This window comes from Miniimonas sp. S16, assembly GCF_057748195.1.
Genome location: NZ_CM173242.1, coordinates 3,384,659 through 3,398,873, shown reverse-complemented (window position 1 = coordinate 3,398,873; position 14,215 = coordinate 3,384,659). Strand labels below are relative to the sequence as shown.

12 protein-coding genes are annotated in these 14,215 nt (G+C 74.2%); 1 reads left to right on the top strand and 11 read right to left on the bottom strand.

Annotated features, from left to right (window positions below; all coding sequences use genetic code 11):
- Positions 1 to 8: 8 nt before the first annotated feature.
- From AC3AQ1_RS14980 to AC3AQ1_RS14930, 11 genes are all read right to left on the bottom strand, one after another.
- Positions 9 to 1,346 (bottom strand): M16 family metallopeptidase, encoded by a 1,338-nt coding sequence (locus AC3AQ1_RS14980; RefSeq protein WP_108719646.1) that lies wholly within the window; start codon positions 1,344 to 1,346, stop codon positions 9 to 11.
- A gap of 2 nt (positions 1,347 to 1,348) precedes the next feature.
- Positions 1,349 to 3,577, bottom strand: a complete 2,229-nt coding sequence (locus AC3AQ1_RS14975; protein ID WP_108719645.1) for a polyribonucleotide nucleotidyltransferase — start codon at positions 3,575 to 3,577, stop codon at positions 1,349 to 1,351.
- Between the two features lie 246 nt (positions 3,578 to 3,823).
- Positions 3,824 to 4,093: a 30S ribosomal protein S15 gene (gene rpsO, locus AC3AQ1_RS14970; protein WP_108719644.1), complete on the bottom strand. Its 270-nt coding sequence runs from the start codon at positions 4,091 to 4,093 to the stop codon at positions 3,824 to 3,826.
- Between the two features lie 123 nt (positions 4,094 to 4,216).
- Positions 4,217 to 5,167, bottom strand: a complete 951-nt coding sequence (locus AC3AQ1_RS14965) for a bifunctional riboflavin kinase/FAD synthetase (protein ID WP_108720268.1) — start codon at positions 5,165 to 5,167, stop codon at positions 4,217 to 4,219.
- A gap of 45 nt (positions 5,168 to 5,212) precedes the next feature.
- A complete protein-coding gene (locus AC3AQ1_RS14960) occupies positions 5,213 to 5,941 on the bottom strand; it encodes an alpha/beta fold hydrolase (protein WP_159096588.1) in 729 nt (242 codons plus the stop codon).
- A 457-nt stretch (positions 5,942 to 6,398) separates the two neighbouring features.
- Positions 6,399 to 7,358, bottom strand: coding sequence for a tRNA pseudouridine(55) synthase TruB (gene truB, locus AC3AQ1_RS14955; protein ID WP_370445295.1), 960 nt, complete (start codon positions 7,356 to 7,358; stop codon positions 6,399 to 6,401).
- Positions 7,359 to 7,420: 62 nt separating this feature from the next.
- A complete protein-coding gene (gene rbfA / locus AC3AQ1_RS14950) occupies positions 7,421 to 7,936 on the bottom strand; it encodes a 30S ribosome-binding factor RbfA (protein ID WP_108719641.1) in 516 nt (171 codons plus the stop codon).
- The gene (gene infB, locus AC3AQ1_RS14945) at positions 7,933 to 10,983 is read right to left on the bottom strand and encodes a translation initiation factor IF-2 (RefSeq protein WP_108719640.1); all 3,051 of its coding nucleotides are present in this window, start codon (positions 10,981 to 10,983) and stop codon (positions 7,933 to 7,935) included. Before infB ends, rbfA begins: the two co-directional genes overlap by 4 nt.
- Positions 10,984 to 11,053: 70 nt before the next feature.
- The gene (locus AC3AQ1_RS14940; protein WP_108719639.1) at positions 11,054 to 11,512 is read right to left on the bottom strand and encodes a YlxR family protein; all 459 of its coding nucleotides are present in this window, start codon (positions 11,510 to 11,512) and stop codon (positions 11,054 to 11,056) included.
- A 4-nt stretch (positions 11,513 to 11,516) separates the two neighbouring features.
- Complete coding sequence (nusA, locus tag AC3AQ1_RS14935) at positions 11,517 to 12,557, bottom strand: transcription termination factor NusA (RefSeq protein ID WP_108719638.1); 1,041 nt, start codon at positions 12,555 to 12,557, stop codon at positions 11,517 to 11,519.
- On the bottom strand, positions 12,557 to 13,054 hold the full coding sequence (locus AC3AQ1_RS14930) for a ribosome maturation factor RimP (RefSeq protein WP_108719637.1): 498 nt from the start codon (positions 13,052 to 13,054) through the stop codon (positions 12,557 to 12,559). Before AC3AQ1_RS14930 ends, nusA begins: the two co-directional genes overlap by 1 nt.
- A 136-nt stretch (positions 13,055 to 13,190) precedes the next feature.
- Between AC3AQ1_RS14930 and AC3AQ1_RS14925 the strand changes: the two genes are divergently transcribed.
- Positions 13,191 to 14,210: a hypothetical protein gene (locus tag AC3AQ1_RS14925; protein ID WP_108719636.1), complete on the top strand. Its 1,020-nt coding sequence runs from the start codon at positions 13,191 to 13,193 to the stop codon at positions 14,208 to 14,210.
- Positions 14,211 to 14,215: the final 5 nt, after the last annotated feature.

Sequence of the window (14,215 nt, the reverse complement as noted above, 5' to 3'; positions counted from 1 at the left end):
GGGCAACCCTAGGCGAGGGACGCGAGCACCTCGCCCGCGACGTCGTGGGTCGCCGGGCCGACGACGACGAGCGAGCGCGGCCGGGCGAGCAGGTCGACGGCGAGCGCTCGCACGTCCTCGGCCGTCACCGCGCGGATGGCGGCGAGCGTCTCGTCGACGTCCCACCACTGCCCCAGCGTGACCTCGGCGCGGGACAGCCGCGACATCCGCGAGCCGGTGTCCTCCAGGCCGAGCACGAGCGAGCCGACGAGCTGGCCGATCGCCCGGTCGAGCTCCTCGGGTGTGACGCCGTCGGTCGCGAGCGAGCGCCACTCCTGCGCCATGAGCGTGGCGACCTCGGCCACGCGCGCGGGCTGACAGCCGGCCGCGAGGCCGAAGTACCCGGCCTCGGTGTAGCTGGTCGCGAACGAGTAGACGGAGTAGGCGAGGCCACGCTTCTCGCGGATCTCCTGGAACAGGCGCGAGGACATCCCCCCGCCGAGCACCGCGTTGAGGACGGAGAGCGCGAACCGGCGCTCGTCGTCGGCGGCGATCGCGCGGCCGCCGAGCACCACGGTCGCCTGCTCGGTCGAGCGGTGCACGGTGAGCGCCGTCCCCGGCGCCTCGGCGGGCGGCTGCTCGGTGCGCCGCGGCGCGGGCCGCGCGCCGCGGGCGAGCTCCCACCCGCCGTCGAGCGCGCCCTGGCGCACCATGGCGCACAGCGCGTCGTGGTCGACGGCGCCCGCGGCCGTGACGACCAGCTCGGCCGGGGTGTAGGTGCGCCGGTAGTGGTCCCAGACCGCGTCACGCGGGACCGCGCGGATCGTCTCGGGGGTGCCGCCGATCGGGCGGCCGAGCGGGTGGCCGGCCAGCACCGCGGCGGCGAAGGCCTCGTGCGCGACGTCGTTCGGGTCGTCGTCGGCCATCGCGAGCTCCTCGAGGATCACGCCGCGCTCGAGCTCGACGTCCTCGACGTCGAGCGTCGCCGAGGTGACCATGTCCAGGAGCACGTCGGTCGCCATGGCCTGGTCGGCCTGGAGCACGCGCGCGTAGTAGGAGGTGCTCTCCTTGCCGGTGACGGCATTCGCCTCGCCACCCACGGCGTCGAAGGCGGCGGCGATGTCGAGCGCGTCCCGGCGGTGGGTGCCCTTGAAGAGCAGGTGCTCGAGGAAGTGCGTGGAGCCGTGGTGGCCGTCGCGCTCGTCTCGCGAGCCGACGGCGACCGTGGCCGAGATCGAGACCGACCGCGTCGCGGGGATGGTCTCGGAGAGGACGCGGACCCCGCCCTCCAGGACGGTGCGGCGCAGCCGCGAGCCGTCCTGGAGGGTGAGGTCGAGCTCCTCGGTGGAACCGAGGGGCAGGGGCATGCTCAGGCGTCCGCGCCCACGGGCGCCTCGGCGCCGGCGGCCTTCTCGTCCTCGTCGATCACCGCGTGCAGCGACAGCTTGCCGCGCGGGTCGATCTCGGCGAGCTCGACCTGGACCTTCTGGCCGATCGAGAGGACGTCCTCCACGTTCTCCACCCGCTTGCCGCCGACGAGGCGACGGATCTGGCTGATGTGCAGCAGACCGTCCTTGCCGGGGCTGAGCGAGATGAACGCGCCGAAGGTCGTCGTCTTCACCACGGTGCCGACGAAGCGCTCGCCGACCTCGGGCATGTGCGGGTTCGCGATCGCGTTGATCGCCGCCCGCGCGGCCTCGGCGGACGGCCCGTCCGTCGCGCCGATGAACACGGTGCCGTCGTCCTCGATGGAGATGTCGGCGCCCGTGTCGTCCTGGATCTGGTTGATCATCTTGCCCTTCGGACCGATGACCTCGCCGATCTTGTCGACGGGGACCTGGACCGTGATGACGCGCGGCGCGGTGGCCGCCATCTCGTCGGGCGCGTCGATCGCCTCGGCCATGACGTCGAGGATCGTCAGGCGCGCCTCCTTGGCCTGCCCGAGGGCGCCGGCCAGGACGTGCGCGGGGATGCCGTCGAGCTTGGTGTCCAGCTGGATGGCGGTGACGAACTCGCGCGTACCGGCGACCTTGAAGTCCATGTCGCCGAACGCGTCCTCGGCACCGAGGATGTCGGTGAGCGCCGCGTAGCGGGTCTCCCCGTCGACCTCGTCCGAGACCAGGCCCATCGCGATGCCCGCGACGGCGGCACGCAGCGGCACACCGGCGTTGAGCAGCGAGAGCGTGGACGCGCAGACCGAGCCCATCGACGTCGAGCCGTTGGACCCGAGCGCCTCGGAGACCTGACGGATCGCGTAGGGGAACTCCTCGCGGCTGGGCAGCACCGGCACGATGGCGCGCTCGGCGAGCGCGCCGTGGCCGATCTCGCGGCGCTTGGGGCTGCCGACGCGACCGGTCTCACCGGTGGAGTAGGGCGGGAAGTTGTAGTTGTGCATGTAGCGCTTCTTGGTGACGGGCGACAGCGTGTCCAGCTGCTGCTCCATCTTCAGCATGTTCAGCGTGGTGACACCCAGGATCTGGGTCTCACCGCGCTCGAACAGCGCCGAGCCGTGCACGCGCGGGAGCACCTCGACCTCGGCCGAGAGCGGGCGGATGTCCCGCAGGCCGCGGCCGTCGATGCGGAAGGAGTCCGTGAGGATCCGACGGCGGATCGCGGCCTTGGTGAGGGAGCGGTACGCGGCGTGCAGCTCCTTCTCGCGGCCGTCGAAGCCGGCCTGCAGGGCGCCGACCGCGGCGTCGCGGACCTCGTCGAGGCGAGTCTCGCGGGTCTGCTTGTCCGCGATCGTGAGCGCCTCCTCGAGGGCGTTGCCGACCTCGGCCTTGACGGCCTCGAGGGCGTCGGCCTCGTAGTCGGGGAACAGCGGGAAGCTGCGCACCTCCTTGGCGGCGCGCGACGCGAGGTCGAGCTGCGCCTCGCAGAGCGCCCGGATGAACGGCTTCGCGGCCTCGAGACCGCCGGCGACGACGTCCTCGGTGGGCGCCTGCTGACCCTCGTTCTTGATGAGCTGCCAGGCGTTGTCGGTCGCCTCGGCCTCGATCATGGCGATCGCGACGTCGTCACCGACGATCCGCCCCGCCACGACCATCTCGAAGACGGCGGTCGCGGACTCGCTGTAGCGCGGGAACGCGACCCACTGGCCGTCGATGAGGGAGATGCGCACGGCGCCGACCGGGCCGGAGAACGGCAGGCCGGAGATCTGCGTGGACGCGGACGCGGCGTTGATCGCCAGCACGTCGTAGGTGTCGTCCGGGTGGATCGCCAGGACGGTCTCGACGACCTGGACCTCGTTGCGCAGGCCCTTGACGAACAGGGGGCGCAGCGGGCGGTCGATGAGGCGGCACGCGAGGATGGCCTCGGTGCTGGGGCGACCCTCGCGGCGGAAGAACGAGCCGGGGATCTTGCCCGCGGCGTACTGCCGCTCCTCGACGTCGACGGTCAGCGGGAAGAAGTCGAAGCCCTCGCGGGGGTGCTTGCCCGCGGTGGTGGTGGACAGCACGACGGTGTCCTCGTCGAGCGTGGCCAGCACGGCGCCGGCGGCCTGCTTGGCCAGCCGACCCGTCTCGAAGCGGATCGTGCGGGTGCCGTGGCGCCCGTTGTCGATGGTGGCCTCGGCGAACGTGATCTCGGGACCCTCCATGGGTGCCCTCCTTGTCGGTTCGTGCGCCGCGCCCGACGGAGGTCTTCGATCGAGGCCCACGCCTCGCCGTCGGACGTGCCGACCCGCGAGCCCGGGGGCCACTACCGAGGACCGACGGCGGAGCGCCGGCGCGGTGGTGAGGTGTTCAGTTGTGCACTGCGCCGGCCCGCTCGTCCAGGACGCGCGGAGCCGCGCAGCATGCGGCACCGGCCCGGTCCCTGGCGGGTCCGGGCCGGTGCGCGGGGTTCAGCGACGCAGACCGAGGCGCTCGATGATCGAGCGGTAGCGGTCGATGTCGATCTTCTGCAGGTAACCGAGCAGGCGACGACGCTGACCGACCAGGAGCATCAGGCCCCGGCGGCTGTGGTGGTCGTGCTTGTGGGTCTTGAGGTGCTCGGTCAGGTCCTTGATGCGCTGCGAGAGCATCGCGATCTGGACCTCCGGCGAACCGGTGTCACCCTCATGGGTCGCGTACTCGGCGATGATGGACTGCTTCACGGCGGCGTCGAGGGCCACGGTTCTCCTTCGTTGTTCGTTGCGCGGCGCGCCCGGGCTTGTTCACCGGGGCATGGGTTGTCCGCGGCCGTTCTGACGGCTCCCCCACCTTACACCAGCGGGCGCACGACGGCGTGGACCGCGTCAGCGCGCGACGCCGAGGATCGCCAGCGCGCGGGCGCAGTCGGCGTGCATCTGCGCGACGAGCGGGTCGATCCCGTCGAACCGGAGCGTCGGGCGCAGCAGCGCGACGAACTCCACGACGACCTCCTCGCCGTACAGGTCCAGGTCGGTGCGGCCGATGACGTGCGCCTCGACCTGGCGCGTCTCGCCGTCGAACGTCGGGTTGGTGCCCACGGAGATGGCGGCGGGCAGGCGGTCCCCCGCGCCGCCGTCGCGCACGAGCCAGCCCGCGTAGACGCCGTCCGCGGGGACCGCGCCGGCCGAGGCCGGGTCGAGGTTCGCCGTCGGGAAGCCCAGCTGACGCCCGCGCGCCTCGCCGTGCACGACGGCGCCGCGCATGTGGTGCGGTCGGCCGAGCAGCTCGGCGAGCTCCTCGACGTTGCCCTCGGCGAGCAGGGCCCGTGCCCAGGTGGAGGACCAGCGGCGCTGCTCGTCGGGGTCCAGGACGTCCTCGAGCACGTCGACCTCGAAGCCGAACCGCTCCCCGAGCTGCGCCATCGTGGCGCGGTCGCCCGCGTTGCCGGCGCCGAACCGCACGTCGTGGCCCACCACCACGAGGACGGGGGCGAGCGAGTCGACGAGGTAGCGCCGGACGAACCGCTCCGCCGGCTGCGCCGCGAAGTCGGCCGTGTACGCCACGACGAGCACGGCGTCCAGGCCGGTCTCGGCGAGGAGCGTGAGCTTGTCGGCGAGGCCGGTGAGCTGGGGCGGCGCCTCGCCGGGACGGTGCACGACGGCGGGGTGCGGGTCGAACGTCATCGCGACGGCGAGCGCACCCCGCGTGCGAGCCTCGCTCACCACGCGAGCGAGCACCTCGCGGTGGCCGGCGTGCACGCCGTCGAAGTTCCCGATCGTCACGACGCTCGGACCCGTGCCCGGCGGCACCTGCCCGAGTCCCTGCCAGACCTGCACGCTCGCTCCGCCTCCGTCCACCGCGCCGGCGGCGCGGACCGACGTCTAGCCTGCCACGCCCGCCAGGTGCTGACGCACGAGGACCGCAAGGACCTCCGGGGCGTCGCGCGGCACCATGTGGCCGACGCCGGGCACGATCTCCACGCGGGCGTGCGGCAGGGCCGCGCCGATGAGCGCGGTGTGCTCGGGCCGGATGACGTCCCGCTCGCCCGCGACGACGAGCGTCGGCACCTCGACCGTGTGCAGCGCGAGGGGATCGATGTCGGGGTCGTAGACCATGAGCCCGAGGCGCTCGGCGAGCGGGCGCAACGCCGGCAGGAACCGGGCGCCGAACGCCGACACGGCGTGGGCGGCGTCCGTGCTGGCTTTCGACACGGGCTTCAGCCCCGCCGGGAACAGGTTCGCACCGACGACGACGAGCGAGGAGACCGCACCCGGGTGCCGCAGCGCCAGCTCGAGCGCCATGTTGCCGCCGTCGCTGAACCCGAGCACGGGGACGCCGTGCAGGCCGAGGCGCCTCAGCACCTCGGCGACGTCGTCGGCCATGGACGCAATCCGCAGCAGGCCGTCGCCGTGCGGGGAGTGCCCGTGCGCGCGCGAGTCCAGGCCGACCAGGGTGTGGTGCGGTGCGAGGAGCGGAACGAGCCGGTCGAACAGGTGGTGGGTCTCGGAGTTGCCGTGCAGCACCACGAGGGGCGTCCCGGTGCCCGTGGCGACCGCCCAGAGCGGACCGATCAGCCGGCCGGGGTGGTGCAGCGTGGCGAGATCCGTCATGGCGCTGACTGTGCCACGGGTGACGGTCATCGAGTGAGCATGCGCGCGGCGGCTGGGACCGCCCTGTGCGCGCGGGCGGAGCCACCCGTGTGCTCTGCCCGCGCCGGGCGCGGGCACCCTGCGGGCCGCCGGGCGCAACTGCGGGCCGCCGGGCGCAACTGCGGGCCGCCGAGCGCAGCCGCGGGCCGCCGGGCACAGCCGCGGATCGCCGAGCGCAACTGCGGACGGCAGTGCACCGGTGCGGACAGCCGCCCCCGGCCCCCGGCGTGTCCTCCCCGACACGCCGCGCCGACGGGCTCCAGCCGCGTACCCGTCCGCAGTTGCGTACGACCCGTCCGCGGCTGGGCGGCGCCCGTGCTGGTCAGAGCGGCTCGGCCGGCTCAGGCGCCCTGCTGATCAGGCAGCTCAGGCGGCTCAGGCGGCCAGGCGGCCAGGCGGCTCAGGCGGATCGGGCAGCTCAGGCGAGCACGATCACCGGGCGCGCGAGCATTTCCCCGCGGCGCGACTGGTCCTCCAGCACCGCGAGGAGCCGCCCGGTCCCGTCGATCGCGGCCACGGCACCCAGCGATCCCGTGGGCGCGAGCCACCGTCCGAACGCGAGGTCCGCGGCCTCGGCGTCGTCGACCGGACGCACCGGCATCACGGCCGCCGCGGCCCGGGCCGGCGGCAGCAGGGCAGGCGCCAGCCCGGCGTCGGACTCCGACAGCGCGGCCGCCTCCTCGAGCGTGAGCGCGTCGGCGAGCGTGAACCCGCCCACGCGCGTGCGGCGCAGCGCGGTGAGGTGGCCGCCGCAGCCGAGCGACGCCCCGAGATCGCGCGCGAGGGCGCGGACGTAGGTGCCCGACGAGCACGTCACGGTGACGTCGACGTCGAGCACCTCGACCGGACCGCTTGGACCGAACGAGCCGCCCGGGGAGCTCGAGCCGCCCGAGCCGTCGCCGGCGTCGGCAACCGGAGCGACACCCCGCCGGATCGCGTGCACGTCGAACGCCGAGACCGTCACGGGCCGCGCGGCGAGCGCGACCTCCTCCCCCGAGCGGACGCGCGCGTAGGAGCGCTTGCCGTCCACCTTGATCGCGCTCACGGCGCTGGGCACCTGCTGGAGCGCTCCCGTGAGGCGAGCGACGCCGTCGTGCACCGCGGCGTCGGTGACGACCGTGGCACCGACGGCAGCGGTCACCTCGCCCTCGGCGTCGTCCGTCACGGTCGCCTGGCCCAGGCGGATGGTGGCGTCGTAGGTCTTGTCGGCGCCCACCACGTAGGTGAGCAGCCGGGTCGAGCGCCCGACGCCGAGCACCAGCACGCCGGTCGCCATCGGGTCGAGCGTGCCGGCATGGCCCACCTTGCGCGTGCGCAGCAGCCGGCGGGAGCGGGCGACGACGTCGTGCGACGTCCAGCCCGCGGGCTTGTCCAGCACGAGGAGGCCGTCCGGCTCCGCGGGTGCGGAGCCGGACGGCCTCGGTGTGCTCGTGTGCTCGGTCAGCGGGACGCCTCGTCGTGCGCGGGCCCGACGGCGTCGCTCACGTCCGCGTCGCTCTCGCCGTCGGCCTCGCCGTCGGTCTCGTCGACGGACGCGTCCTCGGGTCGGCGGTACGGGTCGGCGTCGCCCGCGTAGGTGGCGCCCTCGGCGAGAGCGCGCACCTCCGCGTCACGCGCGGCGGCGATCCGCAGCGCCTCGGCGATGTCGGCCGCCGTCTGCGGCGTGTGGTCGAGCTGGAACGCGAGGGTCGGCGTGAGCCGCACCCCGGTCCGCTTCCCGACCTCCGAGCGCAGCAGGCCCTTGGCCGACTCGAGCGCGGCGGCCGTGGCCGTCGCCTCCTCCTCGGTCCCGAGCACCGTGTAGAACACCGTGGCGTTCTGCAGGTCGCCGGTCACGTTGACGTCGGTGACGGTGACGAACCCGAGCCGCGGATCCTTGATCCGCTGCTCGAGCATCGTCGCCACGATCGTCTTGATCGCCTCGCCGAGCCGGATCGCGCGTGAGTTGTCGCTCATGCGCGCTCCTTCTCGCGGGTCTCGAACGTCTCGACGACGTCACCCTCGCGGATGTCGTTGAACGAGCCGAGCCCGATACCGCACTCGAAGCCGTCGCGCACCTCGGTGACGTCGTCCTTCTCGCGGCGCAGCGACTCGATGCGCAGGTTGTCCCCGACCACGACGCCGTCGCGCAGCACTCGCGCGGACGCGTTGCGCCGGATGAGACCGGAGCGCACGCGCGAACCCGCGATGTTGCCGAACTTGGAGCTGCGGAAGATCTGCAGGATCTCCGCCGTCCCGAGCTGGACCTCCTCGTAGATGGGCTTGAGCATGCCCTTGAGGGAGTTCTCGACGTCCTCGATGGCCGCGTAGATGACCGAGTAGTAGCGGATGTCGACGCCCTCGCGGTCGGCCAGCTCGGACACCCGGACGTCCGGGCGCACGTTGAAGCCGATGATGACGGCGTTGTCCACCGTCGCCAGGTTGACGTCGTTCTGCGTGATCGCACCGACACCGCGGTGGATGATCCGCAGGTCGACCTCGTCGCCCACGTCGATCTTGAGCAGCGCGTCCTCGAGTGCCTCGACGGCACCGGACACGTCGCCCTTGATGATGAGGTTGAGCGTGTCGACCTTGCCCTGCTCGACGGCCGCGTTGAAGTCCTCGAGGCTCATGCGCTTGCGACGCTTGGCCAGGAGGGCAGCACGCTCGGCGGCGTCACGCTTGTCGGCGATCTGCCGGGCCGTGCGGTCGTCCGGCGCCACCAGGAAGGAGTCGCCGGCCCGCGGGACCGAGGTCAGACCCAGCACCTGGACGGGCGCGGACGGGCCGGCCTCGCTCAGGTTGTCGCCGCGGTCGTCGAACATCGCCCGGACTCGGCCGTAGGCCGTGCCCGCCACGATGGAGTCGCCGACCTTGAGCGTGCCGGACTGGACCAGGACGGTCGCGACCGAGCCGCGACCCTTGTCCAGGTTCGCCTCGATGGCCACGCCGCGCGCGTCCTTGTTCGGGTTCGCCCGCAGGTCCAGGGCCGCGTCCGCGGTGAGCAGGACGGCCTCGAGCAGCTCGTCGATGCCCGTGCGGTTCTTGGCGGACACGTTGACGAACATCGTGTCGCCGCCGTACGCCTCGGCCACCAGGTTGTACTCGGTGAGCTGCTGCATCACCTTGTCGGGGTTCGCCCCCTCCTTGTCGACCTTGTTGACGGCGACGACGATCGGCACGTTGGCGGCCTGGGCGTGGTTGAGCGCCTCGACCGTCTGCGGCATCACGCCGTCGTCGGCCGCGACCACGAGGATCGCGATGTCGGTGACGTCGGCACCACGCGCACGCATGGCGGTGAACGCCTCGTGACCCGGGGTGTCGATGAAGGTGATCGCGCGGTCCTCGCCCTCGTGCTCCACCGACACCTGGTAGGCGCCGATGTGCTGGGTGATGCCGCCGGCCTCGCCCGCGACGACGTCCGTGGACCGGATGGCGTCGAGGAGCTTGGTCTTTCCGTGGTCGACGTGACCCATGACGGTGACGACCGGCGGGCGTGCCACCAGGTCCTCGTCGCCCTCGGCCTCGAGCTCGGCGTCCAGGTCGATGTCGAACTGGCCGAGCAGCTCGCGGTCCTCGTCCTCCGGGGACACGATCTCGACGACGTAGCCGAGCTCGACGCCCAGCGCCTCGAGGGTGCCCTCGTCGAGCGCCTGCGTGACAGTGGCCATCTCACCGAGGTGGAATAGCACCGTCACGAGGCTCGCGGGGTTCGCGTCGATCCGGTCGGCGAAGTCCGTCAGGCTCGCGCCACGACGGATCCGCACCACGGTGGTGCCGTCGCCGCGGGGAACCTGCACGCCGCCGATCGACGGCGCGGACATCTGCTCGAACTCCTGGCGCTTCGCCCGACGCGACTTGCGTGCGCGGACCGGCTTGCCCCCGGCGCGACCGAACGCGCCCTGGGTGCCGCCGCGACCACCACGGCCCGCGGGACCGCCGCCACCGGGACGACTCCCGCCGCCGGCGCCACCAGCACCGCCGCCGGGACCGCCGAAGCCGCCACCGCCGCCGGGACGACCACCGCCGCCGCCGCCGTAACCGCCGCCGCCACCGGGACGACCGCGTCCGGGCGCGCCGGCGCCACCGCGTGCCGGGGCACCGGGACGGCCGACGGCGCTGCGGCCGGGCATCGAGGAGGGTGAGGGGCGGGGACCGCCGGGACGCGGGCCGGCCGCACCCGTGCCGCCGGGACGCGGACCGGCGGTGCCGCCGGGACGGGGCCCGGCGCTGCCACCGGAACCACCGGGACGAGGCATGCCCTGCGAGGCCGCGAACGGGTTGTTGCCCGGACGCGCGCCGGGACGCGGACCGGCAGCGCCACCGCCGCCGCCCGAGCCGCCGGAGCGCGGCATGCCCTGCGAGGGCGCGAACGGGTTGTTGCCCGGTCGCGTGGACTGACGCGGCCCGGGGGTCGCGCCGCGTGCGCCGTCGGGGCGCATCTGACCGCCACCCTCGGCGCGCCGCTGGTCACCCGGACGCGGGGTGCTCGCGGGACGCGGAGCCGGGCGAGCCGGCGCGGGCCGGAACTCGGCCGACGAGGAGCCCTCGGTCGGAGCCGGGGCCGTGGACGCGGCCGACCCAGCGGGGGCGGCCGGACGCTCGGACTCGGCCAGGCGCGGGGCGGTCTGCCCGGCCGGCGCGGCCGGGGCTGCGGCTGCGGGTGCCTGGGGCGCCGACGGAGCGGGAGCCTGAGGCGCTGCGGGCGCGGGTGCCTGGGGTGCCGCCGTGGCGGGCGCCTCGGCGGGGGCGGCGCTCGTCGCGCTCGCGTCGGCCGGACGTGCCGTCGGACGGCTCGTGCGGGGTGCGGGGGCCGAGCCCCCGGCGGTCGGGGCGCCACCGGCCGGAGCACCCGCGGGTGCTCCGGAACCGGCGAGCTGCTCGCGAACGCGCCGCACCACGGGCGGCTCGATCGTCGAGGACGCCGACTTCGCGTACTCCCCCATCTCTTGCAGACGGGAGAGCATCGTCTTGCTGTCTATCCCGAGCTCTCGTGCCAGCTCGTGGACTCGGACCTTGGCCACAACACTCCTTCTCCGGGTCCACCCGGGAAGGGGGGACCGCGTTCAGTGGGTCGAGCTCATTGCTGAGTACTCATCGGGTGCCCATCGGCGTGTCAACCCGCTCTCGTCGCTCGTTGCTCTGCTCGATGCTCCTGCCTGGTGCAGGAGCTGATGCGGCGCCGTGCACCGCCCCCGACTCGAACCACGCGACCACCGCCGTCGTGTCCACCGGTCCCTGCAGACGCAGGGCTCGGACGACACCGCCGCGGCGGAGCGCCAGCTCGAGGCAGGACTGCAACGGGTGAAGCCACCCGCCACGCCCCGGTGCGCTGCGGCCCTCGTCGACGACCACCCGGGGGTGGTCGCCCTCGCGGACCAGGCGCACCAGCTCGGTTCGTGCCCCCTTGCCGCGGCACCCGACGCACGTGCGGACCGGGCCACCTGGACCCGGCGCGGGCCGCGCGTCAGCGCGGCTCGAGGTCGGGGCGGAGGTGGTCACGGACTCGCGGACGTCGGGTGCGGACGAGCGTGGGGATACGGAACCGTCCATCAGTCTACCCCCGGGGCTGCCCGGCGGGCGACGGGGGGTCGCTCGGACCCTGCTCGCCCTCGCCCTCGGCGTCGGACCGGATGTCGATCCGCCAGCCCGTCAGCCGCGCCGCGAGCCGCGCGTTCTGGCCCTCCTTGCCGATGGCGAGGGACAGCTGGTAGTCCGGCACGACGACGCGCGCGGCGCGCGCCTCGAGGTCCACCACCGTCACGCTGCTCACCCGCGCCGGCGACAGCGCCGCCGCGACGAACCGCGCCGGGTCGGTGTGGAAGTCGACGATGTCGATCTTCTCCCCCCGCAGCTCCGCCATGACGGCGCGCACGCGCTGACCCATCGGACCGATGCACGCCCCCTTGGCGTTCAGCCCGGCGACGCGCGAGGCGACGGCGACCTTGCTGCGGTGACCCGCCTCCCGAGCAAGGGCGATGATCTCCACGCTCCCGTCGGCGACCTCGGGCACCTCGTGCTCGAACAGCTTGCGGACGAAGTTGGGGTGCGTGCGCGAGAGCGTGATGAGGGGGCCGCGCGGACCGCGGGCCACCTCGGTCACGTACGCCCGGATGCGCTCGCCGTGCTCGAAGACCTCGCCCGGCACCTGCTCGTGCGCCGGCAGCGTGGCCTCCACGCCCTTGGCGAGCTCCACGAGCACCGCGCCCTGGCGGCCGCCCTGCTGCACCACGCCCGACACGAGCTGGAGCTTCGTCCCGCGGAAGTCGCCCAGCACGCGCTCGTCCTCGGCGTCGCGCAGCCGCTGCACGATGACGCTGCGCGCCGTCGCGGCGGCCATCCGGCCGAACCCCTCGGGAGTGTCCTCGTAGGTCTGCGTCACGGGCGGCTCGCCGTCGTCGCCCTCCGAGACGACCTCCGTGACGAGCACCGCCACATGGCCCGTGGACCGGTCGAGCTCGACGCGCGCACCCGGCTTCGCACCCGGCGTGCGCTCGTACGCGGTGAGCAGCGCCTGCTCGATCGCGCCGATCAGCACGTCGAGGGGAATCTCGTTCTCGCGGCCGATCAGCCGCAGTCCTGCCATGTCGACGTCCATCAGTCCTCCTCCAGCCGTCGCAGCTCGAGCTCGACGACCGCGTTCTCGATCGTGGAATAGGGCACGACGGCGTCGCTCCCGTCCACGCGCAGGGTCACCCCGGTCTCGTCGGCACCGACCACGCGGCCGGTCACCGAGCGCGGCGCACCGTCCGCGATCGCGGCCGCGGTGCGCCGGGCGGTCACCAGCCGACCCTCGGCGCGACGGTAGTGCCGTGGCGTGGTGAGCGGGCGCTCCACGCCGGGCGTGGTGACCTCGAGCGTGTAGGCGCCGGGGATCACATCGTGCTCGTCGAGCGCGGCGGAGATGGCCCGCGAGGCCTCACCGAGCAGGTCCGACCCGAGGGACCCGGGTCCGTCGGCGAGGTCGAGCACCACGCGAACGAGACGCCGCTTGCCGACCGAGCGCACCTCCACGGCCTCCAGAGCGAGGTCGTGGAGTCGGACGACCGGCTCGACCACGGCTCCGATGCGTCGGTCCAGGGTGTCGCTCGCCATCTCGTCTCCAGTTGTCGCCGTGCCCAGTCGCCCCGCGCGGGGCGCCCCCGGCGGACCGGCGCGCGGCGATCGAGACTCAGGTCCGATCGGCACGGCGTGGTCACCACCGGGGCCGCACAAGACTACCCTCGACCGCGTGCCAGGCCGTCCCCGCGCTCCGATCGCGCGCGCTCTCGCGGTGGCGAGCCTCGCCGTCGGGCTCTGCGTCGGACTCTCGGGCTGCGGGGTCCGGCTCGACGTCCCGCCCCCCGCGATCCCGACGGCGGACGCCGCCGAGCAGGCACGTGCGGACGCCGTCGCGACGGCCGACGCGATCGCCGCACAGGCGACCGCGCTGGCGGGCCTCGGCGTGGCGGACCCGACCCTGGTGACCCAGATCGCGGCGGGCAGCACGGCCCAGGCCGGCGCCCTCGGCGGCACGTGGACGCCGCCGGCGCGGCCGAGCGCGAGCGCCGATCCGAGTGACGACGGGGCGAGTGCCACCGACGACGCCACCGGCGCGCCCACCTCGGCGGATCCGACCGTGGACCTCGTGAACGCCCTCGTCACCGGTGCCGCACAGGCGCGCGCCGGCGCGGGTGCGACCTCGGGCGACACCGCGACGCTGCTGGGCTCGATCGCCGTCTGGCGCTCGCTCGCGGCGCACCAGCTCGCCTCGACCCTGCCCGCGGAGACGCTCACGGGAGTCGCGCCCACCCTCCCGGCCGGGGGCATCGACCTCACCGCCGTCGGCCTGTCGAGCCTCTCCGACGTCGACGACCTGATCCGCGGCCTGGACGCCGCGGCGTTCGGCTACGAGACGCTCGCGGCCCGCACCGACGACGACGCCCGGGCGGCCGACTGGGCCGCGCGCGCCACGGCGCTGCGCCGCGCGGGCGAGGCCGTGGCGAGCGCGGCCGACGTCTCGAGGACCGCGGCCGATCCGCGCGAGGCGCTGTACAACGTCGCCGATCTCGTCGCGCTCGACCCGTCCGCCGCGGCCGCCTCGCTCGAGACCGAGGTGGCCGGGCTCTGGCTCACGGCGCCGCTGCCCGCGGGCCTGCGCCCGGCGGGCGTCGACGCCGCCGTCGAGGCGCTCCTGCGTGCCCGCGAGCTGGGCCCGCTCGCGGCGCTCGACTCCCCCGCCGCCGTGCTGCCGGGCCTCGCGGCGCCCTGACGCCG